The organism is Domibacillus iocasae, from assembly GCF_001750285.1.
GTDB lineage: Bacteria > Bacillota > Bacilli > Bacillales > Domibacillaceae > Domibacillus > Domibacillus iocasae.
On the sequence record NZ_MAMP01000021.1, the window covers coordinates 43,180 to 67,218 of the forward strand.

At 41.7% G+C, this 24,039-nt stretch carries 24 protein-coding genes; 15 read left to right on the forward strand and 9 right to left on the reverse strand.

Going from position 1 to position 24,039, the window contains the following annotated elements; genetic code table 11:
- The first annotated feature begins 246 nt into the window (after positions 1-246).
- Both BA724_RS09030 and BA724_RS09035 read left to right on the forward strand, forming a co-directional pair.
- On the forward strand, positions 247-1,467 hold the full coding sequence (locus BA724_RS09030) for a Gfo/Idh/MocA family oxidoreductase (RefSeq protein WP_069938343.1): 1,221 nt from the start codon (positions 247-249) through the stop codon (positions 1,465-1,467).
- Between the two features lie 93 nt (positions 1,468-1,560).
- Positions 1,561-2,781, forward strand: coding sequence for an MFS transporter (locus BA724_RS09035; RefSeq protein ID WP_069938344.1), 1,221 nt, complete (start codon positions 1,561-1,563; stop codon positions 2,779-2,781).
- 56 nt (positions 2,782-2,837) lie between these two features.
- Here the strand turns inward: BA724_RS09035 and BA724_RS09040 are convergent, their stop codons facing one another.
- Positions 2,838-3,083 carry a ferredoxin gene (locus tag BA724_RS09040; RefSeq protein WP_069938345.1) on the reverse strand — a complete coding sequence of 82 codons (246 nt, stop codon included), beginning with the start codon at positions 3,081-3,083 and terminating at the stop codon, positions 2,838-2,840.
- Positions 3,084-3,115: 32 nt separating this feature from the next.
- Positions 3,116-4,135, reverse strand: coding sequence for an NAD(P)/FAD-dependent oxidoreductase (locus BA724_RS09045; RefSeq protein WP_069938346.1), 1,020 nt, complete (start codon positions 4,133-4,135; stop codon positions 3,116-3,118).
- 287 nt (positions 4,136-4,422) lie between these two features.
- Here BA724_RS09045 and BA724_RS09050 point away from each other — a divergent pair, with 287 nt between their 5' ends.
- The 10 genes from BA724_RS09050 to BA724_RS09095 all read left to right on the forward strand — a co-directional run bounded on the left by BA724_RS09050 (position 4,423) and on the right by BA724_RS09095 (position 13,927).
- Positions 4,423-5,190, forward strand: a complete 768-nt coding sequence (locus BA724_RS09050; RefSeq protein WP_069938347.1) for an IclR family transcriptional regulator — start codon at positions 4,423-4,425, stop codon at positions 5,188-5,190.
- A gap of 488 nt (positions 5,191-5,678) precedes the next feature.
- Positions 5,679-6,698, forward strand: coding sequence for an ABC transporter substrate-binding protein (locus BA724_RS09055; protein WP_069938348.1), 1,020 nt, complete (start codon positions 5,679-5,681; stop codon positions 6,696-6,698).
- 36 nt (positions 6,699-6,734) lie between these two features.
- Entirely contained in the window at positions 6,735-7,550 is an 816-nt protein-coding gene (locus tag BA724_RS09060) for an ABC transporter ATP-binding protein (RefSeq protein ID WP_083256161.1), read from the forward strand.
- Positions 7,550-8,356 carry an ABC transporter permease gene (locus BA724_RS09065; RefSeq protein WP_069938350.1) on the forward strand — a complete coding sequence of 269 codons (807 nt, stop codon included), beginning with the start codon at positions 7,550-7,552 and terminating at the stop codon, positions 8,354-8,356. The genes BA724_RS09060 and BA724_RS09065 overlap by 1 nt, the downstream gene beginning before the upstream one ends.
- Before the next feature lie 164 nt (positions 8,357-8,520).
- Complete coding sequence (locus tag BA724_RS09070) at positions 8,521-9,795, forward strand: Rieske 2Fe-2S domain-containing protein (RefSeq protein WP_069938351.1); 1,275 nt, start codon at positions 8,521-8,523, stop codon at positions 9,793-9,795.
- Between the two features lie 63 nt (positions 9,796-9,858).
- Positions 9,859-10,497, forward strand: a complete 639-nt coding sequence (locus tag BA724_RS09075) for an isochorismatase family protein (protein ID WP_069938654.1) — start codon at positions 9,859-9,861, stop codon at positions 10,495-10,497.
- 74 nt (positions 10,498-10,571) lie between these two features.
- Positions 10,572-11,606, forward strand: a complete 1,035-nt coding sequence (locus BA724_RS09080; protein ID WP_069938352.1) for an ABC transporter substrate-binding protein — start codon at positions 10,572-10,574, stop codon at positions 11,604-11,606.
- 435 nt (positions 11,607-12,041) lie between these two features.
- Positions 12,042-12,278: a hypothetical protein gene (locus BA724_RS09085; RefSeq protein WP_069938353.1), complete on the forward strand. Its 237-nt coding sequence runs from the start codon at positions 12,042-12,044 to the stop codon at positions 12,276-12,278.
- Between the two features lie 10 nt (positions 12,279-12,288).
- On the forward strand, positions 12,289-13,233 hold the full coding sequence (locus BA724_RS09090; RefSeq protein ID WP_069938354.1) for a DMT family transporter: 945 nt from the start codon (positions 12,289-12,291) through the stop codon (positions 13,231-13,233).
- A gap of 22 nt (positions 13,234-13,255) precedes the next feature.
- Complete coding sequence (locus tag BA724_RS09095; RefSeq protein WP_069938355.1) at positions 13,256-13,927, forward strand: class II aldolase/adducin family protein; 672 nt, start codon at positions 13,256-13,258, stop codon at positions 13,925-13,927.
- A 199-nt stretch (positions 13,928-14,126) separates the two neighbouring features.
- Here the strand turns inward: BA724_RS09095 and BA724_RS09100 are convergent, their stop codons facing one another.
- Positions 14,127-15,419 carry an SLC13 family permease gene (locus BA724_RS09100; RefSeq protein WP_069938356.1) on the reverse strand — a complete coding sequence of 431 codons (1,293 nt, stop codon included), beginning with the start codon at positions 15,417-15,419 and terminating at the stop codon, positions 14,127-14,129.
- Between the two features lie 768 nt (positions 15,420-16,187).
- Here BA724_RS09100 and BA724_RS09105 point away from each other — a divergent pair.
- The 3 genes from BA724_RS09105 to BA724_RS09115 all read left to right on the forward strand — a co-directional run bounded on the left by BA724_RS09105 (position 16,188) and on the right by BA724_RS09115 (position 18,954).
- Positions 16,188-17,114 carry a DMT family transporter gene (locus BA724_RS09105; RefSeq protein ID WP_169818534.1) on the forward strand — a complete coding sequence of 309 codons (927 nt, stop codon included), beginning with the start codon at positions 16,188-16,190 and terminating at the stop codon, positions 17,112-17,114.
- A gap of 47 nt (positions 17,115-17,161) precedes the next feature.
- Entirely contained in the window at positions 17,162-18,103 is a 942-nt protein-coding gene (locus BA724_RS09110) for a DMT family transporter (RefSeq protein WP_069938358.1), read from the forward strand.
- A 74-nt stretch (positions 18,104-18,177) separates the two neighbouring features.
- On the forward strand, positions 18,178-18,954 hold the full coding sequence (locus BA724_RS09115) for an IclR family transcriptional regulator (RefSeq protein WP_069938359.1): 777 nt from the start codon (positions 18,178-18,180) through the stop codon (positions 18,952-18,954).
- Between the two features lie 500 nt (positions 18,955-19,454).
- On the opposite strand, the gene BA724_RS09120 is transcribed toward BA724_RS09115, so the two are convergent.
- Genes BA724_RS09120 through BA724_RS09145 form a run of 6 tightly spaced genes read right to left on the reverse strand, consistent with a single transcriptional unit; the run spans position 19,455 to position 24,036 of the window.
- On the reverse strand, positions 19,455-20,270 hold the full coding sequence (locus BA724_RS09120; RefSeq protein WP_069938360.1) for a DODA-type extradiol aromatic ring-opening family dioxygenase: 816 nt from the start codon (positions 20,268-20,270) through the stop codon (positions 19,455-19,457).
- A gap of 18 nt (positions 20,271-20,288) precedes the next feature.
- Complete coding sequence (locus tag BA724_RS09125; RefSeq protein ID WP_069938361.1) at positions 20,289-20,486, reverse strand: 4-oxalocrotonate tautomerase; 198 nt, start codon at positions 20,484-20,486, stop codon at positions 20,289-20,291.
- 14 nt (positions 20,487-20,500) lie between these two features.
- Positions 20,501-21,286 carry a 2-keto-4-pentenoate hydratase gene (locus tag BA724_RS09130; RefSeq protein WP_069938362.1) on the reverse strand — a complete coding sequence of 262 codons (786 nt, stop codon included), beginning with the start codon at positions 21,284-21,286 and terminating at the stop codon, positions 20,501-20,503.
- A gap of 11 nt (positions 21,287-21,297) precedes the next feature.
- Positions 21,298-22,326 carry a 4-hydroxy-2-oxovalerate aldolase gene (gene dmpG, locus BA724_RS09135; protein ID WP_069938363.1) on the reverse strand — a complete coding sequence of 343 codons (1,029 nt, stop codon included), beginning with the start codon at positions 22,324-22,326 and terminating at the stop codon, positions 21,298-21,300.
- Positions 22,327-22,352: 26 nt separating this feature from the next.
- The gene (locus BA724_RS09140) at positions 22,353-23,237 is read right to left on the reverse strand and encodes an acetaldehyde dehydrogenase (acetylating) (protein WP_069938364.1); all 885 of its coding nucleotides are present in this window, start codon (positions 23,235-23,237) and stop codon (positions 22,353-22,355) included.
- Between the two features lie 19 nt (positions 23,238-23,256).
- Positions 23,257-24,036, reverse strand: a complete 780-nt coding sequence (locus tag BA724_RS09145) for a 2-keto-4-pentenoate hydratase (protein WP_083256163.1) — start codon at positions 24,034-24,036, stop codon at positions 23,257-23,259.
- Between the last annotated feature and the right edge of the window lie 3 nt (positions 24,037-24,039).

Below are 24,039 nucleotides of genomic sequence, written 5' to 3' on the forward strand. Positions count from 1 at the left end.
CTTGGGCTAAGCGCTGTTCTTGAACGCTTTTTCTAAACGGCAGTGTGTAAAATCATTTGTTTAACTTATATAGAAATAATCAGCACATTTTTATCATTTTTCAGAAAATTTGAAATTAATGAAATGAAATTAAATGAAAAATATTATATTTTTTTAACTCAATAAAACGAAACATATTCCATAATGCGAAATGAAAAGAAAGAAAAAAATTTTCGAATATCTTATTCTCATTAAAGGAGTGGCATAATGACGAATTTTCAAGATCTTTCTTACCAGCTCCGCATTGGTATTGTTGGCTTAGGAAACGCGGGGAGCGCCCTGCTGCCAAGTATTGCGAAACATCCGAATGTAAAGGTTACGGCAGCTAGTGGAAGAAATGTTGAACGTTTGAAAAAGTTTGCCGGTGATTACCAAGCGGAATATTACTTGAGTGTAGAAGATTTATGCCGCAGTGAGCTGGTTGATGCTGTATACATTGCCAGCCCGACTGAGCTTCACGTGGAACATGTAAAAATCGCAACGAATTATAAAAAACATATTATTGTTGAAAAGCCTTTGGCTGTGTCAGTTGAAGAAGCCGATTTGCTTATTCAGTCCGCTGAACAGGCAGGCATCCATTTGATCGTTGGACATTCGTTTAGTTTTGAGCCGCCTATACGAAAAATAAGAGAAATCGTCGAGGAAGGCAAGCTTGGAAACGTGCGCATGATCAACAATTGGTATTATAACGATTGGATGTACCGTCTGCGTACGCCGGAAGAGCTGGATACAGCACTTGGCGGCGGTGTCACGTACCGTCAAGGCTCTCACCAATTTGATGTTATTCGCTATATTGGCGGCGGAATGATCAGAAGTGTCCGTGCCATGACTGGCCGTTGGGATGAATCCCGTCCGACAGAAGGAGCTCATGCTGCCTTTTTGGAATTTGAAGATGGCACTGCTGCCACTGCTGTTTATAACGGATATGATCATTTTTTAACAACGGAACTTACATTTGGAATTGGTGAAGGCGGCCCTTCACAAAGAACTCAAGGCTACGCGTCTTCTCGAAAAGCCATTCAGCAGCTGAGCAGCAGCGACGAGGAAAGAACGTTAAAAAGTCAAAAAGGGTATGGTGGGAAACAATCTAAAAATTATGCTCAAGAAAAAGCACATCAGCCGTTTTTTGGCTTAACGGTTGTCAGTTGTGAACGGGGTGATATCCGTCAATCGCCGAATGGATTATACGTTTATGGAGAAGATGAAAAATACGAAGTTCAGCTTGGAACTGAAACAGGACGCGATGTCATGGTTGCCGAGCTATATGATGCTGTTGTCGGCGATAAACCTCCTATCCATGACGGGAGGTGGGGCAAAGCGAATTTAGAAGTTTGTCAGGCGGTCCTGCAATCTGCGAGGGAGCGTAAAGAAATTTACTTGTCCCATCAGGTAGCGATCGACTTATCTCATCGAACGTTGATGAAGTAAGAAGGACTACCGATAAAAAATAGTTAAGGTTGCAACGAGCTTCAACACTTTGTGTGTTGAAGCTCGTTATCCTTTATTTGAGGTGAAAGGAGATTGGTTCTTTCCTACTTTTTAATTATTCAAACGTTATATTCAATCGCTGTGCAGGGAACACGTCCGATCGTTTCTTTATTTGCAGATTCACAGGGGGCATCCGTAGCGGTTATAGGATTTTTGCTTTCTGCTTATGCCTTTTTTCCGATGCTTTTAGCAGTAAAAGCAGGGAAATGGCTGGATGTCTATGGCGCCCGGCATATGTGTTTGTTAGGCAGCTTGGGCATGCTGCTGTCTGTATTCATTCCCATCATGCTTCCTGTTCTTGCGGCACTCTTTTTTTCACAATTATTAATGGGTTTTTCGCAAATATGCTGTCTTGTCTCGTTGCAAAAAACGGTTGGAAACCTGCCTGGGAACCGGGATAATTTGATTGCGATGTTCAGTCTTACCGGCTCGATGGGCGAGTTAATCGGCCCGCTGGCAAGCGGATTTGGATATGAATACATTGGTTTTCGCTTTACATTTGCAATGGCAGCTGTTCTGGTCGGTCTCGTCTTTTTAAGCTGCTTGCTTGTCCCGAAGGAATTCTGGAAAAGCGCTGCCGCTTCTGGAATGAAAAAATCGGAAGATAAAACATCCTCCTGGAAAATGCTGAAACATGTGAATTTGCGAAAAGCACTCATCATCAGCGGATTAGTTTTGTATTCAAAAGATCTTTTTGTGGCTTATTTTCCTGTTTTGGGTACTGAAGCCGGAATGAATGCAAGCAGCATTGGCATAATTTTATCCCTTGTGGCAGCATCATCCATTGGCGTTCGTCTTATTCAATTTCGTCTTTTGCAAATCTTTGGACGGGGAGAAATATTAACCGCTACATTGGTGATTAGCGGGCTTTCTTTTATGTCTTTAAATTTAAGTTCATGGCCAGTAATCTTTGGACTGATCGCTGTATTTCTTGGGATCGGTTTGGGACTAGGCCAGCCGCTCAGTCTGACTTATGCAATGAATGTAAGTCCGTTGGATAAACAAGGAGAAGTGCTGGGTTTGCGTTTGACCTTTAATCGTTCTTCTCAGTTCGTCTCTCCTTTTTTCTTTGGGACAGTAGGCAGAGTGGCTGGAGTTTCAGCGATTTTCCTGGTGAGTGGAATTGTCCTTCTTCTGGGAGCCTACTTTACCCGAATGCGGCAGGTAGAAATGGAAACATTACCTGGCAGTATGAGCGATTTTCCACTTTCCTCTAGTGAAGAAGAAGATGGATTAACGAAAAAAACAAATTAGACTACACAAAAAAACAACCTGCGCCTGGATGAACTGGGCACAGGTTGTTTTGCTCGTTAACTGATTTTCATTTCTTCAGTAAATGTATGGTCTGAAATTTTAATCGACTCCGTTGGACATCCTTCACAAGCTTCGTCCAAGTCATCCAATAATTCCTGAGGAACTTCCGCTGTCCCTTCATTTTCATCCAAAAGCACAAAAGCCGTACCTTCATCGTTATAATCAAAAATGTCCGGGGCAGCCGCCCCGCAAGCGCCGCAGGCAATACAGGTTTCCTGATCCACCCATGTGAATTTTGTCATCTAGAACCCCTCCTGAATCATGATTAAAAAAGTTACGTTACTACCTTCGTTTCTTTCTTCTCCATTAAACTCGTGCTGTGCAGCGGCTGCACTTTCGCCGAAGGCTCAATGTACACCTTCGCATTGCTTACAGCCGTAGCTGCCTCGCCAAAACCGGTCGCAATTAATTTGATTTTGCCGTCATATGTGCAAATGTCACCCGCTGCATAAATGCCTTCAATATTCGTTTCCATTCTCGAGTTAACGACGATCGAATTGCTTTCAATGGCCAGATCCCATCCTTTAATAGGGCCCAGTGAGGAAACAAACCCGTAATTCACTAACACATCGTCTACTTCAATTTCTTTTCTTTTAGAACCTTTCACTTCTTCCAGCACCACTTTTTCAACGGAATGACCGCCCTCTAATTGAACCGGAACATATGGCGTCATGATCTCCACTGATGATTCTTCTAACAGTGTGACGCTATGTTCGTGGGCACGGAACTTGTCGCGACGATGGACAAGGGTCACTTTTTCAGCAATCGGCTCAAGCATCAGCGCCCAGTCTACCGCTGAATCGCCGCCGCCAAAGACCACGACTTTTTTCCCGGCGAACCGGTTCAAATCATTGACGAAATAGTGGACATTGGCCTGTTCATGCGTCTCTGATACGTCGATCGGCAGCTTTCTCGCCTGAAAGGCGCCATTGCCGGCCGTGATGATAATCGCTTTTGAATAGTGGGTTTCATTCTCAGTTTTGATCGTAAAAACCCCATCCTGTTTCTCGATATGCTGGACAGACTGGCCGAGGCAAAGGGTTGTGTTATCTTTAAACAGATTCATTTGTTCTGTGAGGTTATCAATCAGTTCCTGGGCCCGCACTTTTGGGAACCCTGCGATATCATAAATATACTTTTCTGGATATAAAGCAGAAAGCTGTCCCCCAAGCTGGGGCAGGCTCTCAATGATTTTCACTGATGCCTGCCTCATGCCTGCGTAAAATGCGGTAAACAATCCGACCGGTCCTCCGCCAATAATAGTGATGTCAAACACTTTTTCATTTTCCTGCACTCCATGCCCCCCCTTTTGCTGCTCGTTGTGATTTATGAAACTTAAATGTGTATATCTATATTTTAAAATGATCTTCTTTTTGAAGACAATCACCTGTTTCTCTATATGAAACTCTTCCAAAAAAATTTATAAAATCAGCGGTTCTAAACCAATGAATGAATGAAAGGAAATCTATAAATTCGAAGTCTATTGTGCTCTACTTAATTTTCTGTTAAGTTTGAATTATCTATCTTTAGTGGCGCGGTTTTTCACAGAGACTACATTCTGGAGCTTTGGAGGGGTGTTTTATGTCAGTAAAAACAGAAGGGCTGTCTTCCGTTCACAATGCCATTCGAATTTTGCAAACATTCTCGTTATCAGAACCTGAGCTAGGTATAAGCGAGTTGAGTGTACGTCTCGGTTTGGCCAAAAGCACAGTGTACCGATTGATGAAAACGTTAAATGAATCTAATTTGGTTGCTCAAAATAAAGAAACGCAAAAATATTATCTTGGTATTGCAGCCTTTGAGCTTGGATTCACCGTTTATCATTCAATGGAACTTAGAAGAATTGCACTCCCCATTTTGGATAAGCTGTCGATTTCGCTGCGAAAAGTTGTCAGACTTGCCGTATACGATAATGGCGGGATTGTCTATTTGTGCAAACGCATACATGATGAAGATAATGGAACGGTTTCAAAAATTGGCGATCGGGCTCCAAGCCATTGCACGGCGATAGGGAAAATGTTATTGGCTTATCAAAATGAACAAGAAATTGACCGTGTCTTAAAAGAGTATTTAAGTGCGTATACAAGCAAAACCATCACCTGTCCCGTCCAATTAAAGGAACAAATTCTTGAAAGCAAACAAAAAGGGTATGCGATAACAAGGGAAGAGCTGCGAGAAGGTATTTCTTCTGTTGCGGTGCCAGTTTATAATGATTTAGGAAAGATGATTGCATCGATAAGTGCAACAGGCTCGAAATTTCAATTTAAACCTGACCAAGTTCAGCAATATGTAAAAGAAATGAGAAATTGCAGCCGCCTGATCACAGAGCGGCTGGGAATGGGCTACTAAGAATGGGCGCATCAAAAACATATGTTCATTTCTTGGGAATGGGTGGCAGATGCCACTCATTCTTTTCTTTTCCGATCAGTTTTTGGGCATCACAAAAAAACATAAAGTTCTGTTCTGTATATAAGAACGAGAGGGTTTTTGTTTGAAACGATTATGAGAAAATCAGTATATTAATTTGAAATTTCTTAAAAGGAGTGTCTGCAATGATGATATTTGATTTCTAAATGGAAATGCATGAAAGTACATGAACACACCCGTTGTTCAATTTAAGTGTTTATTTTTTTTAGGGCGTTGCACGCAGCGGAATACGGTTATTTTCATTTTGACGAATTGTGATAAAGTAGCATTACGAATGATCAGGTCTATATTAATTGGCGAGATCTTAAAAAGGAATGCTGCAATAATTAAATAACCGAAAAGTGTAAGCGGTTACTTGCTTAACTGAATATGGCACATCAAACCCAAGGATACGGGAAGGGGAATTATGTATGAATCAATGTTCAAAGAAAGCGTTTATTAACTTAATGGCTTTTTTTCTCCTGGTTGTTGCAGTATTAAGCGGGTGCAGCAGTTCCGACAATGCGGGAACCCAAAACGTATCAGAAGAAGTTTCAGGTGAGACTAAAGGAACAGCGATACAAATGGGTCTTCCTTCTTCAAATGCCAGCTATCTTCCCTTATTTGTGGCTGATAAAAAAGGATTTTTTCAAGAACGCAATTTAACGGTCACATTTACAAAAGTGCAGGGTGGCGTCACAGCGCTTCGGGGTCTGCAGACGAATGATTTTCAAATTATTTCAAGCTTACCTGAATCTGTCATTACCGGCGTTGCGCAAGGGGCTGACGTGAAAATGATCGGAACGCTGGATGACGAGTCGATGTACAGCATTTACACGACAAAAGACATTAACAGCCCTGAGGATTTAAAAGGGGAAGTAGTGGCAACAAACCGAACAGGAAATGGGACCGATATTCAACTGCGCTGGTGGCTTAAAAACAACGGGCTGGAGCCGGACAAAGACGTTCGTATTATTGAAGCAGGTGAAAATTCAACACGCCTTCAATCATTAATAACAGGCCAGGCAAAATTAACAATTTTAAGTCAGCCAACAGATTTAAAAGCAGAAACATCTGGAATGAAGAAGATGGCGTTGATGCGTGATGAACTGAAAACGTACAACCATAATATGCTAATGGCAAATGGAGAATTTTTGAAAAACCAGCCGGAAGCCGCAAAAGCGTTTGTGGAAGCCGTCGGAGAAGCAACGGAGTATGCAAAAAAACCTGAGAATCGTGACGAAATGGTACAAGTGATTATGGATGAACTGCAAATGGAAAAACAAGATGCTGAAAAATCGTTTGATTTTGTCCTCCCTGCATTAGCAGATAAAGCGGAAATCAACCGTGAAGGTGTTCAATGGGCCATCGATACAACAAAAGAAACCGGCATGTTAAAAGAAGATGTATCAATGGATCAATTAATTTATGAGAGCGCTTCTGCCAAGTAATCCATGAACAAAATTTAGATGATCGAGGTGATTTTCATGATGGAAACAGTAGTGAAAACCAAAACGCCCATTCTGCAATTTGACTCGCTAAACGTCATTTATAACGAAGGGGAGCCAAATCAAGTTCATGCTTTGAAAAATGTTTCTGGAGAAATCCATGAAGGGGAGTTTATTTCCATTATCGGCCCCAGCGGCTGTGGGAAAAGTACGCTGCTTCATACGCTGGATGGATTGCTTAAGGCAACATCGGGGACGATATTTGTGAATGGATCTCCTGTGCATGGTCCGGACGGTGACCGGGCGATGGTCTTTCAAGATTTCGCTTTAATGCCGTGGCAAACGGTTTATCAAAACGTAGCGTTCGGATTAAGGCTGGCCGGGAAGAAAGAAAGTGAAATCCGTGACAAGGTCATGCATTATATTAAAATGGTCGGCCTGGATGGATTTGAACAAAAATATCCGCATCAGCTTTCAGGCGGGATGAAGCAGCGGGTAGGAATCGCTCGTGGTTTTGCAGTAGAACCAAAAGTGCTGCTAATGGATGAACCATTTTCAGCGATAGATGAACAAACACGGGAGATTATGCAGGAAGAAGTTTTAAAGATTATGCTTAATGAAAAGAAAACCGTTGTTTTTATTACGCATTCGATTGATGAAGCGGTCTTTTTATCCAGCCGCATTTTCTTAATGTCTGTCAGACCGGGACAAATTGTGGAAGAAGTAAAGATCGATATACCATATCCAAGAACATTGGAAACAAAATCATTGCCTGAATACCAAGAATACAAACAGGTTATTTGGGACCATCTTAAAGGAGAAGTTAGACGACAATACCGGAAGGGGGAAGCATAATGGAAAAAGTAGAAGCAACGATCAATGTTCCTTCGTCTTCTTTGAAAAAGAGAAAAAAGGTTCCTCAAAGTGTTTCTTATCCAGTCGTAACACTGGCCATTATATTATTTGTTTGGGAGCTGTGTGGACGTTTTAACTTAATTGACCCATTTATGTTTAGCTGGCCAAGCAAAATTTTCGTTGAAGCACAGGACTTTTTTGCCACTGGAGAGGTATTTAAACATCTGGCTGTCAGCGGAATGGAAGTTGGATTTGGTTTTGCGATGGCACTGATCGGCATTCCGATCGGATTGATGATGGGATACTGGAAAAAGCTAGAATTAGCTTTTGATCCATTTGTCACAGCGCTTTATACAACGCCGATGATCGCTTTAACGCCATTGTTTGTTCTATGGTTTGGTTTGGAAACACTGTCAAAAGTAATGATGGTGTTTGCTTTATCCATATTTCCTATCTTGATTAATACGATGGCGGGCGTAAAAATGACCGAGGTATCATTAATCAAAGCTGCCCGTTCCTATGGAGCGAGTGAGCGTCAAATGTTTAAGGAAGTCATTTTTCCATCTGCGATTCCATTTATTATAACAGGCATTCGGTTAGCGATCGGCAGGGCTTTAATTGCGGTTGTTGTTGCTGAGATGCTCGCTGGGAATATCGGCATCGGTTATGCAATCCGGCATGCTTCAGAACTCTTCCAGACGGCTGAATATTTAGCTTATGTCGTTGTCTTGATGGTGCTGTCCGTTTTATTGACGGAATTATTAAAAATGTTTGAAAAGAAATTGGCGCCTTGGCGGGATCGTTAACGGTGAGAGACAGTGCAAGCCACTGTCTCTTTTTTATGCAAAGAATAAAAAAACTTTTTTAGGTCGTTCCACATAAAAGAATCGTGTGCTCAGGGGGTTAAATTGGCGTTTTATAATTAAGTTATGAAAATAACAACTGACTAATGAAAGAAGGGATGGGAGTTATGTTAAAAAAAGAAGATAATGAAAAGCTTTGCCGGACGGATGCGGGAACACCAATGGGAGAGGTTTTCAGACGGTACTGGATTCCAGCGTTGTTAACGGAAGAAGTGCCGGAAAAAGACTGCCCGCCTGTAAAAGTAAAATTGCTGGGTGAAGAGCTTGTGGCTTTTCGAGATTCAGATGGAAAAGTTGCCATTTTAGATGCCTACTGTCCTCACCGTCGGGCTCATTTATTTTGGGGGCGTAACGAGGAATGTGGACTAAGATGTGTCTATCATGGATGGAAATTTGATAAAGACGGAAAATGCGTAGATATGCCAAATGAACCGGAGGAAAGCAGATTTAAGCATAAAGTTCAATTGACGGCTTATCCGACATGGGAGAAATCAGGCATTGTCTGGGCGTATATGGGTCCGAAAGAGGAACAGCCTGAACCGCCGGATTATGAATGGCTGCGTGCACCTGAAACTCATTTTCAAGTATCCAAAACATATGAGGGCTGCAACTGGCTGCAAGGACTTGAAGGAGGAATTGATACGTCTCATTCATCCTTTGCACATAACAATAATATTCAAGACAAAAGCTCAATGAGAAGCCGGGCAACCAACCCGAAGCTGGAAGTGGATAAAACGGATTACGGATTCAAGTATGTGGGCATTCGGGATTTAAAAGAAGACGGAAATTACATTCGTGCTTATCAATTTATTATGCCTGCCCAGCAAATGCGCGGGCAAATGATGAAATGGCATGATGGAAGCCGTGAAGAATACCCGACGATCAGAGGTCATATATGGGTTCCGATCGACGATGAAAGTGTGTGGGTATGGAACTTTAAATACACGAGTGAGCCGTCGATTCCGTTAGATCCTGAATTTTCCATGCAGCAAGAAATACTCTTCGGACGGGGTCCGGATGATATGCTGCCCGGCTACCGCTTAGTCCGTAATCCATCCAATGATTTTTTGATCGACCGTGAACTTCAGCGCACCAAAACATTTACAGGGATTACAGGCATTAACACGCAGGATTACGCCCTTCAGGAAACGATGGAAAAGCCTTTTCCGGACCGCACAAAAGAGCGCTTGGGAACAGCTGACCTGGCAATTATTGCAGCCCGGCAAATGTTACTGGAAGCCGCGAGAGATGTTGAAGCAGGGCGCCAGCCAAAAGGGGTTGATCCAGAATCCTATCGCCATGCACGGGCTTGTGACCAATTCCTCCAAAAAGGAGTGGACTGGCGGGAAGGCTTAAAAGAAGATATGTACGCAAAATATTAAAGAAGATACTAGAACTAGATGACGCAGGTGCATGATTCTGCCAGCAGAAGAGGAGTGAAATTGGTGGCCATCTGGGATGATGTATTAAACGAAGAGGATCGAAAAAGGTTTTTAAAATCAAATATGGGCGGAACGAGAGGGTTCGGTAAAAAACCGGCCCTCCTCATTGTGGATATGACGTATGGTTTTACAGACAGTAAATTTCGTTTAGGCCATTCTGAAACGGGATATCCGGCGGTAGAGGCGACGGCTCATCTGTTGAAAAAAGCAAGAGATAAAAAGCTTCCTGTATTTTTCACAAAACCCTTCTCGGAAGCACATCAATCGGGAATCGGTTTGTGGAAAGGGGGAGAAGCAAAGTCTGAAGAAGAAAATACCATTGTTAAGCAAATTATGCCAAGAGAAAACGAAGTTATTCTTCAAAAAAGAAGACCTAGTGCATTTTTTGGTACAAGTTTGGTTGATATGCTCATTTATCACGGGATAGACTGTTTAGTCATTACTGGCTTAACAACCAGTGGATGTGTCAGAGCCAGTGTTGTAGATGCATTCTCATACAATTATAAGGTAATTGTGCCGGAAGAATGTGTAGGAGACAGAAGCCAAATCTCTCACAAAACGAGTTTAATGGATATACAAATGAAGTACGGTGATGTACTCACGTTGGATGAAGTAACCAAATGGATGGAACATGCTCTTTAGTAAGTGAAAAATCACGATTAAGCCGTACATGCAAATGAGTCCTATAAGAAGTTGCTTTGATAGGGGGAAAAGTTTTGAATAAGCTAAAGAGCCATTTTTTATTAAAGGGAGTCACCGTCTTTTTAGCTGCTGTTTTCATGTTGACACTAATAGGCTGTGTTCAAAAGGAGAATGGCCAGACAACAGACAGCAGTTCAAATGGTGAAATCAAGAGAGTTCCTGACGAACGGACGGAGGTCATTGTGGGACTACCTTCCAAACGTAATACGAGTTATCTGCCGCTTTATGTCGCAGCAAAGAAAGGGTATTATCAGAAAAAAAATTTAGATGTTAAATTCACATATGTTCAAGGAGGCGTTTTGGCACTTAGAGGGTTACAAACAGGGGACTTCCATTTCATCTCATCTTTACCTGAATCGGTTATTACGGGTGTGGCTGAAGGGGCTAATGTGAAAATCATTGGAACATTAGACAATCAATCTATGTATTCAATTTATCTTACGAAAGATATAGAAGAGTTGAGCGATCTAAAAGGGAAAAATGCAGCAGGTATGGTCACTGGAAATGGAACTAATATTCAATTGGAATATTGGCTGCAAAAGCAAGGATTAGAGCCGAATAAAGACGTTAGGATTTTAAATGCAGGAGATAATGCAGAGCGACTGCAGGCACTTCAGCAAGGTCAGGCTTCCGTTACCATTTTGAGTCCCCCCACTGACTTAAAAGCAGATGAATTAAATTTAAAGCGCTTTCTAATGAGAGATGAACTTAAAACATACAATCATAATATGGTATCCGCTAATGGAGATATCATTAAAAACCAGCCTGAAGTTGTGTATGCATTTATGGATGCTCATGCAGACGCTGTAAAGTTTATAAAAAATGACAAAAACCGAGACGAAGTCATTCAAATACTAATGGATGAATTACAAATGAAAAAAACAGATGCAGAAAAATCATTTGAATTTGTACTTCCGGCTCTGGCGGACAAAGGAAAGATAAACATGGATGGTGTTAAGTGGGCAATGGATACCGTAAAAGAAGCAAAAGTACAGGAAAAAAATGTCCCGCTGGATCAGCTGGTAGACGAAAGATTTTATGCCGAATAAATAATTCGTCAAATGACAAAAGCCGTTGCATGGAGAGGAACGCGATGGTTAAGAGTGTAGACAAACTGCATGGAAAGATCTGTCCTTTTTGATCAGAACAGATAAGACGAAGCCGGCTGGACTTCGCCAAATGGTTTTATAAGGCAGTGAGCGGAATGCTGTCCTGTTTTTGCGTTTCAGATGAGCGAAACTCCACGCCCGCCGCCTTTTCGGCTCCGTTTAAACAGCACACCTATCTATCTCTCGTTAAGAAAAGAATTTGCCTACAGCCTGACCATTGCATGGATAAAAATGCAATGGTTTTTATGCATTTAATGTAAAAAAAATAGAAACCGTTCTGCATATAAGAACTGCTGCCACTGCTGGATTGCTTTTCTATATAAAATAACCTTAAGAAGTATTACAGAGATATGATCTAATAGGAGGGTATTTAACATGTATCAAGCTGAACAATTACACATTCCGGATTATTTACATGGGAAAACAATTGCCATTTTAGGCTACAGCGATGAAGGAAAAGAGTATGCACAGCTGCTGCGGGAGCATCAAATTTCGGTCGTGATTGGATTAAGACCTGTCGATGATGTATGGGCTGAAGCGGAAGGTGATGGGTTTGATGTTAGAACCTTGTGGGAAGCGGTAGAATCGGCCAGTATTATTCAAGTGTGGTAGAAGAGCTTTCATGGGAGATTTATTAGCATTACTGGCTGCTTTTTCATTTGGTTGTGCAAATGTAATGGTTAAGAAAGGGACTGATCAAAATTCGGTTAATAATGGGGCTTTTTTATCCATTTTAATTACGTTTTTTCTTGCGGGTTGCATAGCTTTTGGAAGAGGGATGCTGGAAGGATGGGTCATTTTTACTACCGTGGGTATTTGGTGGTTTGTCTTAGCCGGAATATTGACGGCATTTATCGGACGAACTCTTTTATTTACCTCCATTCAGCATTTAGGTTCCGTCCGTGCTTCCGCCATCAAGCGGTTAAATCCTTTATTTGCTGTTTTAATCGGGATATTCTTTCTTCACGAAGCGTTAAATACGTGGATCTTAATCGGCATCATATGTATTTTTGGAAGCTCAGCTGTGCTTATGTATGAATCGTTCATCACAACAAAAAAGAATAAAAAGAACACAGCTGCTTCTAAGCAGGATCAAAGAGGCAATGGACGGTTCAGGATATTGAAAATGATCGCCAGTTTCGGTTATGTATATGGAATCGTTTCGGCTCTCGCTTATGCGATTGGATATGTGGTGAGAAAAGAAGGATTAGAGGAAATGCCCGATCCATATGTGGGGACAATGATTGGTGCACTTGTAGGCATAATGGTCTTTTTATTTCTTTCTTTGTTTCAAAAACGATACAGGCAGTCCATTAAGTCTACTTTTTCAAGCTTTCAGCCATGGCTGTTTGGCGCGGGCATCGCTACATCTGCGGGTCAAATCTTGTATTTTGCCGCTTTACTGCAAAGCGGCGTGTCGCAAGTAGCTATTATTGCTTCAACTGATGTGATCTTTACGTTACTTTTATCTTCATTGGTATTTAAAACACATGAGGGAATTACAAAAACGGTCATCTTTGCTTCGATTACGGCAATGGTAGGAGCCGGGTTCATAGCCTCTGGTTAACGAAAAGGTGGTGGATGAGTTTATGCCAACTCAAATATTAAAGGAACAGCTAGCCATATCAATACGTATGCTGGAACGGGCAAACCATATCGACTTTAATGGCCATATGAGTACCCGTGTCCCTGAAACGGACTTTATTTTGATCAATTCGGCTGCAGTGAGCAGGAGTACAATAACGGCTGATGATGTCATAATGATTGATTTAGAGGGGAATGTGATCGAAGGGAATGGAAGACCGCCAAATGAATTGCCGCTTCATACGCAAATTTACAAGCGGAGAAAAGATGTTCAATCCATTGCTCATACACATCCGCGATGGTCGACCATGTTTACAATCGCAAACATTCCTTTACGCCCGGTCGTTATGCAAGGTGCAGTATTAGGCGAAATTCCGGTATTCCCAAAATCACAATCAATCAGCCAACAAGAAATAGCGGAGGATCTGGCTGAAAAATTGGCCGGGCATCACATTATACTGTTGAAGGCCCACGGAGCGGTTGTTACTGGTACAACGATAGAAGAAGCGTTTGTACGCAGTGTATTTTTAGAAGAAAATGCTTATCGGCAGTATATGGCAAGTCAATTGGAATATGCGCATTCTCTCGAGGATGAAGATATACAAAAAACAAAAAATGTAGTTTGGCAGCCGAACAACATTCGGAAAATATGGGATTATCATTTCAGCAAGCTGTAATATAGAAAATCCAATAAGAGCTCTTTTTTTAAAGGGAACCTCCTGGAATAGACATCGAAAACCTTTTGGGTCTAAATAGACTATTTTAGGAGGTTTATTTTTTATGGCTGACAAAGACAGACACTTAAAACACCCTCATCAGCTTGATGCGGATGAGGGTGTTTAGAATAGAGCTTGTACATTTAGTTAGCGTCTTGATCTACCACGGCATACCAATGACGACGAAAAGAAGCCATGCTAGTCCGGGACCGAGAGTGATGAAGACACCAGTCGTAATTAAGAGTTGTCTGAAAAATACTCTTTCTTTCATTCCTTGTACATTTGCCAGTAATAGTGCGCCAGCTGATGACAAAGGGCTTAAGTCAACAATGCTGGAGGATGCAGCCACCGCTGAAATAAGATTAATAGATGAAATGTCTGGATTCTGCAAAAGCGGCGTTGCAATAGGAATAATAGACGCTAAGAAACCAGTAGTCGAAGCAAACGCAGATACAAATCCGCCTACATACGAAACAGCAAGAGATGCTAAGATCGGGCTATCCATGCCTGTTATGAGACCGGTTACATAGGTCATTACCCCAATTGTTTCCATCACACTTACATATGTTACGATTCCTGTAACGAGGAAAATAACGCCCCATGGCATTTCTTTCAAAACACCCTCTTGTTTACTTGGGGCTAACAAGGCTAATGCTAAGCCAACGATGATCGCCGCAAAACCAATATTTATATCAAACTTCAGCGTTAAGATTCCTAAGACGACAATGCCCAACAGACAAGCAGCTTTATATAAGTCTAAGCTTCCAGCCCGTTTTACTGTCGGCTCTCCATTAGCATCAAGAGCCTCTACCGAGGAGCCTACAATACCGAGAGTAGTCGGTCGATTACTTAAGTAACGATGACCGCCGAACATAAAGTATGCAATCATTGCGACGAGTCCGAAATAGATGAAGCAATTAACTAATAGCAATGCTGGGGAATGCTCAAGATCCCTAGCCTGCATTCCGCCGTTTACAATGATGCCAAAGACATTTAAAGGGGAGAAAGAACCAGCTTGCATCCCCATAATAATCATGACACTCATCATTAACGGACTGATGTTATTTTTGTGTGCGATTTTTAATGCGATTGGAGCTAAAAGAGAAACAACGGCAATTCCATACGTACCTACCGCTGCAAGTACCAACGCTAATAGAAACATTAGCCACGGTACCAAGCCTACATTGCCATTGACTGAACGGAGCCCATAGTCAGCAATTAGGTCAACGACCCCGCTTTTTTGGATGATGGTGAACAAATACGTGATCCCCACAATAATGATAAATAGTTCCACTGGAAATGCGCCATAAATTTCATCCATACTAAGACCACTGACTAGGGAACCGACTATAAATGCGGAGAAAAAGCCCCAAACACCTATGTTAATCGGTAAGATTGCGCCCATAACAAAAATAATTAAAAGTACCCCGATTGCAATTACTTCAATGCTCATTAAATCTCCCCCCAAATTTAAAATGTAATAGAATAATACTGCAAATGTAATATTCTTTATGAAGCGCTTACATTTATTGGCCGTATATTTTCCCCGTGAATGAAGATTGATACAAAGATGGTAACATGGCACCTCCTATTATTTGTCTAATAGATTTCAAAGACCGGTAAATTCTTTGAGAACTAAGATTATTTATAAGTTAATTGATATTTGTCTTTCATACAACACGAGTATTCCGATATACGCAACAAATGATAAAATTTTAAATTTTTTAAATTATCAGTTCAGTTGAAATATTGTTCATTCAAATGTTTTCCAATTCTTTTTATTTTATTGAAGGTCAACAGCTGCCTATAGTCGAAGATAAAAACTGAGAACGTAAAAAGACGTACGCTTCTAATAATACATCGCTTTTTACAAAAGGTTATGTATATGTCCGAGTTAGAAGTGAAAAAATAATAAATATATTTGTTGCATATAGAGGAACAAGGTAGTTGTATAGTGAATAAGTTTCCCTTAACATGAATTTTGAATAGTTAATATATTGAAGACGTAATTGGTATATCATTGTATTTGAAGTTAGCGGAAAAATCTCGTTTATTTTGTAAACGCTTTATATATTTGTTCGGTATTCAGTTACAAAATCGCAGAATCATTTGGTTATGAACCATGTAACAGTCATAGCAAGCTCAAGGTGCTTTGTAAGGATACAAAGAGAAGAGGGTGAGATGAACGATGCAGATCTTGATTTCTACAATGGGGGAAAAGATGAATAAGGTAAAAAATAACGCGTATATTCTTTTAATTTTCTGTACGATGTTTTGGGGTGGAAATGCGGTTGCGGGAAAATATTTAGCAGGTTCTATTCCTCCCGTTACAATCTCTTTTATGCGTTTGGCGATTTCCCTGTTAATCATTTTGCCAATCTTGTACCCTTTATTTAAAAGGGAAGCACCAGCAGCGCGCAAAAATATCAAATTATTACTTATTTTAGCCATTACAGGTGTGATTGGCTATAACTTATTTAGTTACTGGGCAGTGAATTATACTTCCGCAATCAACAGCAGCCTGCTTAATAGCACCGGTCCCCTGTTAATCTTCATGTTGTCTTATATCGTGACAGGTGAAAAAATAACGAAGAAGTTTGCTTTGTCCATTCTTCTTTCATTAAGTGGAGTTATGATCGTTATTACCAGAGGGTCATTTGAAAGGCTGGTCACCTTTCAATTTAATGCGGGTGATTTGATTATGCTTCTTGCTGTCACGATGTGGGCTGTTTATTCTATTTTATTAAAAAGCGCATCCCATAAAATGGATATAATTACCATATTTGGTTATAGTCTTTTGATCGGTTTTGCTTTAATGATTCCAGGGACGCTCATCGAATTATCTGTGATTCCAATCGAAAAGCTGGGGTCAACAGAATGGATTGCGCTTCTTTATTTAGGGATTTTTCCATCGATCTTTTCTTTCTTGCTTTGGAATCGAGCCATAGCATTGATTGGTCCATCAAGGTCTTCTATCTTCATGAACTTAACACCCGTATTTGCCGCTTTGATCGCTTTCTTTGTCTTAGGGGAGGTCATTACCGTTCCGCAAATTTTAGGAGGGATACTAGTCTTCATAGGTGTATTTTATTCATCAATCAAGAAAAAAGAGTATACACCTGAAAATGTACTGTTGAGAATCAAATGAATGTAAAACAAAACACTATATAAATAGAAGAAAAGGGGGGATGAAAGATGGGAGAAATGCTTGCTTTGCTATCGATGGTATTGTTTTCGGCCAATATCATTCTGACAAAAGTGGCGATTGCCCGATTAAATCTAAATCTTGGGTTTCTTATTTCGGTAGCTGTTAATGTGCTATTCGCATTTTTTCTTTTTTTTATTCAAATTCTCTTTTTTGAAGCAGGAGATTTAACGTGGCACGCTAAAGGATTTTTTCTTTTTTTGCTGGCAGGCTTTTTTGGTACTTACTTGGGAAGATGGTTTTTCTTTGAAACGATCGCAAAATTAGGACCAACACGTGCAAGTGCTTTCCAGGTGACGAACCCGATCTTTACAACGATCATTGCCTGGCTGTTTTTAAAGGAGCAATTAAGTTCAAGGGACTTATCTTCTATTCTATTAATCCTGTTTGGCTTATTCCTCGTATCCTATATCCCGCAAAGATCGAAGAAAGGTGAACTAGCTCAAAAAAGAAAAATGATATATTTTCACCCGTTTCCTGAATTGACCTTAAAGGGGTTTGTTCAATCTGGCATCCTTGTGGCTTTACTTAGCTCGTTTTCATATGCGATTGGTAATGTCATACGGGGTGCCGCTATTATAAACTGGGATCAGCCTATTTTAGGTGGAGCATTGGGTGCATTGCTGGGGTTTGTGCTGCACGCAGCTACAAGTAAAAGTAAAAGCCATATTTGGCGGCAATTAAAAGAGGCGGATACAACCGGTGTATGGCTTTATGTAATAAGCGGGATCATTACGATATCTGCTCAAATTTCTGTTATTGCATCCATGCGTTATATACCAGTTTCAGTAGCAAATCTTATTACGCTCTCAACACCCATTCTAGTTACCCCAGTGAGCTACTTCCTATTTAAAAACCAGGAAGGTATAACGTATCAGACAATTATAGGCATTGGACTGGTTTTAAGCGGGTTAGTGTTTATTATTTTATAAAATAGAGAGATCTTGTTCAGGCAGTTTTTAAGTTGAAAGATAATTGATAAAAAAGTAAATTCGGAGGGGTAATTATGGGCAACGAATTAAATCAAAGTTATTTTCTTTCTTCTGTTAAGAATGCGCTGCTGATAATGCGGAGTTTTACATTAGAAGAGCCGGAAAAAAAAGTAACAGACCTGGCCAACTCGCTGAACTTAGGAAAAAGTACGGTTAGCCGCTTATTATCTACTCTGGCAAGTGAAGGGTTTGTGGTGAAAAATCCTGAAACAAATAAATATCGATTAGGCTTATCTATTTTAAATCTCAATACGATCGTGACAAACAATATCGAAATTAATCGAGACTCACAGCCTATTTTGAGAGAACTTGTAAATGAAGTAAGAGAAACGGCACATATCGCTGTTTTAGAAGGAACAGATATCGTTTATCTATATAAAGTGGATTGTAAGCATCCTGTGCAGATTTTAACTCACATTGGAAAAAGAAACCCGGTTCATGCTACCAGTTCCGGGAAAGTGTTATTAGCTCACCAGTCGGAAGAGGTTATTCTTCATTGTCTGGAGAAAGAGCTTTATGGTTTCCAAAAAAACACTATTACTGATCCTGAAAAGCTCCGTGAATGTTTAACTCGCGTTAAAAAACAGGGATTCGCTACAAGTTCAGAAGAATTACTGGATGGTGTAGTATCTGTCGCAGCACCTGTACGTGACTATACAGGGAAAGTCGTTTACTCCGTTTCTGTTACAGGTCCCGAACACCGTATGGATCCAAGAAACCCGGCGCTCGTTAATAAAGTAATAAAAGCAGCGAAGGAAATTTCCGAGAACTTAGGCTGCTGGAAATATTAAGAAGGTTCATCTAATTGTAATTGTTCACATAAGAGAATAAGGTAAAAGTAAAGTGGAGTGAGGACCGACTGAAGGCGGCCGCTCTTTTTTTGTTTTTTTAGTGATCATATAAAGTGCACTGCTGGAGGGGAATGAATTAGATTAATAGTAATAAATGAAATGCAAAAATCATTACCACCCTTTAGGGGAATCGTAGTGATTTTTTCGTCATTAGACAAAAGAAAAATGCATTAAACATGAGCCGAAAGACGGAAGACGGGCAGTTCCGCTTTCCTGGTGGGCATACGCTGAACCCGTCTTCCCGCCGCCGGTTTCAGCTGCGGTGCTTGTCCACTGGGAGTCTACGCTGCCCGTCTTCCGCCTGGTGCACAACAAAAGAGCTTAGCCGGTTAGTGTATTCATCAGACAATAAAATAACGAAAAAGCACCCGCTTCTTTTCAGAATCAGCCGGTGCTTTTTCATTACGATTACTTTCGCATAATGCTTTTTGTTTACTAGCTTAAATAGCTACACTTTTTTGTTGAAACGTAATGATGGCATTCCAGCTACCGGATGATTGTCCTGCTGCGCCGATGGCAGGCTCATTATGCTGATCAAGCATACTCAGCAGCATGGCGAGATGCCGTCCACCTGATTCTACTCCTGCAAGACGGGCGTATTGCGGCAGCATGTTGTACGCGGCATCGTAATCTTTATTGGCGATAAATTGTAAAAACTCTTTATCTAGTGCATGCTCGGAGGCTGTTGGCTTATTTTCACGACCTCTGACCAGGTTGTGGGAAAGAGCCCCACTCGATACAAAGACGATGTTTTTCGAACTTTCATCGAGCACTTTTTTGATCGTTTTTCCCCATTCATACGTTTCCTGCAAGGAAGCAGCCAGGGTAACGGATAAGTTAATGACCGGGATATCTTCATTTGGCACAAGGTAGCGAAGAGGAACGACGCTTCCGTAATCCCAGACATAGTAAGGATCCGTAACAGAAACTGCTTTTATCCCATTTTGCTCACCGGCTTTAACAAGCTGCGAAGCGAGCTCTGCATCTCCTGGGAAGAAATAAGGGACGTCTTTAATTAAATCGGGACATTCAAAGGCTGTCAGCACTCCCTTGTGCTCAGGTGTTGCATCCACGTAATGAAAGAAGGTAGAGGGCCAATGACAGGAAACAAGCACAATCACATCTGGTTTTAATTCTTCTATTCGTTTGGCAGTTTGTTTGAGTCCGTCAATCATATCATGCTGAAAGTCTGGTGCGTTCTCTTCATGACAGATACTTGGCACGTGGGGTGCCAGCATACTAAATAAAATCGGCAATGTTACCCCTCCTAGTCGTTATTTATTTTTTGCCAGCTTCGACATAGGGACACCGGCTCGCCCCCAGTGCGTTTTCGGTATTTCCGTTACAATAACCCGGACTGCTTCGTGCGGAGCATCAAGTGTAGCAGCCACCGTGTCAGTTATATTTTCAATCAGTTCTTCTACTTTTTCTTCAGGTCTCCCCTGAAGAATTTGTATATTCACAATCGGCATGATTTTTACCCCTTTTATGCTTGGACTTTAAACGTAACATCCTGAAAACCATCGAATTTTCCAACGACTTGATCTCCATCAGCCAGCATAACCGCTCCGGTAATCGCACCAGATAAAATAACATCCCCTTTGCGGATTTTATCTCCTTTTTTAGCGAGCATATTAGCCAGCATGGCAATAGAGTTTGCCGGATGTCCTAAAACAGCCGCACCCGCGCCAAGTTCTTTTATCTCCCCATTAATGGACATTGTTACGCCCACTAAATCAAGATCCATAGTGGCGGGCTTTTTTAATGAATTGCCCAGCACCACTCTTGATGTGGAGGCGTTATCCGCCACGACGTCTGGCAGTGTGAAATTGAAATTTTCATAACGGCTATCGATAATTTCAAGAGCGGGTACCACATAATCTGTTGCTGCCAGCACCTGGGCACCGGTAATGCCGGGTCCTTCGATGTCTTTTCCGATCACGAAAGCAATTTCCGCTTCCACTTTTGGGTGAATTAAATCACTTAAATGAACCGTACCGCCATTTTCAATGAGCATATAGTCAAACACGTATCCGTAAATGGGCTCGTCCACATTCATTTGGGTCATTTTTGCTCTGCTTGTGAGGCCCATTTTTGGCCCAATAATTTTCCGGCCTTCCGCCAGTTTCATTTTGACGATTTCTTCTTGAACGAGGTACCCTTCTTCAACGGTTAAATCCGATTTTAAATCAGCTGTTACCCGCTGCGTTTCGTATTTCTCTGTTTCTGCTTTTACTAAGTACTCTGCCAATTCCTTGTAAACTCCCTGCATAATAGCGCCTCCTATTTTGTAACCAAGTTAGCTGATTGTTTGGCAAGATCTGCTGCAACATCAAAGATCATGTCTTCCTGACCGCCAACGACTTTTTGTTTTCCGAGCTCAATAAGAATATCACGAGAATCAACACCAAACTGCTGCGCTGCCCGCTGTGCATGAAGCAAGAAACTTGAATAAACCCCTGCATAGCCAAGAACGAGCGAACCTTTTGTGATTTCCTGCGGCTTTTCTAAAATCGGTGCGACTAAATCTTCTGCAATATCCATCATTTTATAAAGATCAACCCCTGTTTGAATACCCATCCGGTCAAGTACAGCGACAAGTACTTCTGTTTGTGTATTGCCCGCTCCAGCGCCAAGGCAGCGAATACTGCCGTCAATGCGGTCAGCGCCTTCTTGAATAGCCGCAAGTGTATTCGCCATGGCAAGCGATAAGTTGTTGTGAGCATGGAAGCCAATATTGACGGACAATTCATTTTTCAATCTGCGAATGCGTTCCGCCGTTTCATGAGGAAGCAATGCTCCTGCTGAATCCACAATATATACTGTATCGGCACCGTAGCCTTCCATGAGTTTCGCTTGTTCTGTCAGTTTTTCAGGAGAAGCCATATGCGACATCATCAGAAACCCGACTGTTTCCATCCCGAGTTCTTTTGCACGTGCGATGTGTTGCGGTGCAACATCGGCTTCGGTAACATGAGTGGCAACCCGGGCCATTTTGGCGCCAAGTGCTGCGGCTTCATTTAAATCTCTGACCGTTCCTATGCCTGGGATCAGCAATACGGCAATCTTTGCTTGATCAACAGCCGATACAGCGGCTTCGATCAGCTCCATTTCATTTGTTTTTGAAAGGCCATATTGGAGGGAAGAACCACCAAGTCCATCCCCATGAGATACTTCAATATAAGGGACACCCGCTTGATCAAGTGCACCGGCTACAGCAGCCACTTGATCCACCGTATATTGATGGCGTATGGCGTGACTTCCATCACGCAGTGCCACTTCGGTAATGATAATTTTTTTATCTGTCTGCATTTTTTCCGCTCCTCTCTAAATGGTCGTTACACAACAACCTTATTAAGTTTATGTTTTGCCCATTCTTCTGCTACTTTGACCGCAGCGGCTGTCATAATATCCAGATTACCAGAGAAGGAAGGCAAGTAATCTCCCGCACCTTCCACTTCTATGAAAACGGTTACTTTGTTATCTTCAAAAATCGGGTCCTGTTTCACACGATAACCCGGGACGTAAGACTGAACGTCTTTTTCCATTTCTTTGATGGATTGGATGATATCTTCTTTTTTTACATCCGATCCATCAACCAGTACGTGGATCGTATCGCGCATCATAATAGGGGGTTCGGCCGGATTTAAAATAATAATCGCTTTTCCTTTTTCCGCTCCGCCAATTTGTTCAATCCCGCCGGCTGTTGTTTTCGTAAATTCATCGATATTGGCTCGTGTTCCAGGGCCTGCACTATCGCTGGAAATCGTTGCAACGATTTCCGCATACGTCACGGATTGAACACGGTCAATGGCATGAACCATTGGAATCGTTGCCTGGCCGCCACATGTAATTAAATTAATATTATCTGCATCCAAATGTTCCTGAATATTAACCGGAGGTACTACCAGTGGACCAACTGCGGCCGGTGTTAAATCTAATACTTGCTTACCGGCTTCTTTTAATTTCTTGGCATGGCGGATGTGTGCTTTTGCGGATGTGGCATCAAAGATAATGTCCGCAAGCTCTGGCCGTGCCAGAAACCCGTCAAGGCCGTTATCAATGGTTTCATACCCCAATGCTCTCGCTTTTCTCAATCCATCAGAGTCAGGATCAATCCCGATGACCGTTGTTAACTCCAGCACGTCTGACCGCCCAAGCTTTATCATTAAGTCGGTTCCGATATTTCCGGAGCCGAGTACCGCTACTTTTATTTTATCCATGAAGAAACCCCTTTCAAATTTATTCTGTAAAATGAACGCTCACTTGCCCAATATGTGCGAATTTAGCTGTAAACACATCACCAGCTTGTGCATTAACCGCTGTTGAAAGGGCCCCAGATAAAATCACTTCTCCGGCTTCAAGCGCGATGTCAAATTCAGATAGCTTATTAGCCAGCCATGCCACGCAGGTGGCAGGATGTCCAAGTGCCGCAGCGCCCACACCTGTGTTGACCACTTCACCATTTTTCTCAAACACCATGCCCATCATTTCAAGATCCACTTCTTCAGGTTTTACAGGTTTGCCGCCTAAGATGTAAAGACCGGATGATGCATTGTCTGCAACGGTATCGGCCAGTTTAATTTTCCAGTCCCGGATGCGGCTGTCTACAATTTCCAAAGAGGGAAGAACATATTCGGTTGCCCGCAGCACATCGATCGGTGTAATACCTGGGCCTTTAAGCGTTTCTTTAAGCACAAAGGCAATTTCTGCTTCGACCTTTGGCTGAAGAAGGCGTTTAACCGAAATTGCCCCACCATTCTCAACGACCATATCATCAAGAAGGTGTCCATAATCCGGTTCGCTTACACCAAGAAGGTTCTGCATCGCTTTTGATGTGAGGCCAATTTTTTTGCCGGTTATTTTCCGTCCGGATTTTACTTTTTCTGCAATCGTTTCAAGCTGGACGTAATACGCCTTGATGACATCAAAATCACCTTGAATGGCTGTAAGGGGAGTGGTGCCATTGCGTGTTTCTTCCGCTTCAAGAAGCAGATTTGAGTATTCTTTAATTTGTGTCAATTG

What these genes read in the sequence shown, in the direction of transcription:
- BA724_RS09030 (WP_069938343.1), top strand. Translation starts at nt 247, where the DNA reads ATGACGAATTTTCAAGATCTTTCTTACCAGCTCCGCATTGGTATTGTT.
- BA724_RS09040 (WP_069938345.1), bottom strand. Translation starts at nt 3,083, where the DNA reads ATGACAAAATTCACATGGGTGGATCAGGAAACCTGTATTGCCTGCGGC.
- BA724_RS09050 (WP_069938347.1), top strand. Translation starts at nt 4,423, where the DNA reads ATGTCAGTAAAAACAGAAGGGCTGTCTTCCGTTCACAATGCCATTCGA.
- BA724_RS09055 (WP_069938348.1), top strand. Translation starts at nt 5,679, where the DNA reads ATGAATCAATGTTCAAAGAAAGCGTTTATTAACTTAATGGCTTTTTTT.
- BA724_RS09060 (WP_083256161.1), top strand. Translation starts at nt 6,735, where the DNA reads ATGATGGAAACAGTAGTGAAAACCAAAACGCCCATTCTGCAATTTGAC.
- BA724_RS09065 (WP_069938350.1), top strand. Translation starts at nt 7,550, where the DNA reads ATGGAAAAAGTAGAAGCAACGATCAATGTTCCTTCGTCTTCTTTGAAA.
- BA724_RS09070 (WP_069938351.1), top strand. Translation starts at nt 8,521, where the DNA reads ATGTTAAAAAAAGAAGATAATGAAAAGCTTTGCCGGACGGATGCGGGA.
- BA724_RS09085 (WP_069938353.1), top strand. Translation starts at nt 12,042, where the DNA reads ATGTATCAAGCTGAACAATTACACATTCCGGATTATTTACATGGGAAA.
- BA724_RS09090 (WP_069938354.1), top strand. Translation starts at nt 12,289, where the DNA reads ATGGGAGATTTATTAGCATTACTGGCTGCTTTTTCATTTGGTTGTGCA.
- BA724_RS09095 (WP_069938355.1), top strand. Translation starts at nt 13,256, where the DNA reads ATGCCAACTCAAATATTAAAGGAACAGCTAGCCATATCAATACGTATG.
- BA724_RS09100 (WP_069938356.1), bottom strand. Translation starts at nt 15,419, where the DNA reads ATGAGCATTGAAGTAATTGCAATCGGGGTACTTTTAATTATTTTTGTT.
- BA724_RS09105 (WP_169818534.1), top strand. Translation starts at nt 16,188, where the DNA reads ATGAATAAGGTAAAAAATAACGCGTATATTCTTTTAATTTTCTGTACG.
- BA724_RS09110 (WP_069938358.1), top strand. Translation starts at nt 17,162, where the DNA reads ATGGGAGAAATGCTTGCTTTGCTATCGATGGTATTGTTTTCGGCCAAT.
- BA724_RS09115 (WP_069938359.1), top strand. Translation starts at nt 18,178, where the DNA reads ATGGGCAACGAATTAAATCAAAGTTATTTTCTTTCTTCTGTTAAGAAT.
- BA724_RS09125 (WP_069938361.1), bottom strand. Translation starts at nt 20,486, where the DNA reads ATGCCGATTGTGAATATACAAATTCTTCAGGGGAGACCTGAAGAAAAA.
- BA724_RS09130 (WP_069938362.1), bottom strand. Translation starts at nt 21,286, where the DNA reads ATGCAGGGAGTTTACAAGGAATTGGCAGAGTACTTAGTAAAAGCAGAA.
- dmpG (WP_069938363.1), bottom strand. Translation starts at nt 22,326, where the DNA reads ATGCAGACAGATAAAAAAATTATCATTACCGAAGTGGCACTGCGTGAT.
- BA724_RS09140 (WP_069938364.1), bottom strand. Translation starts at nt 23,237, where the DNA reads ATGGATAAAATAAAAGTAGCGGTACTCGGCTCCGGAAATATCGGAACC.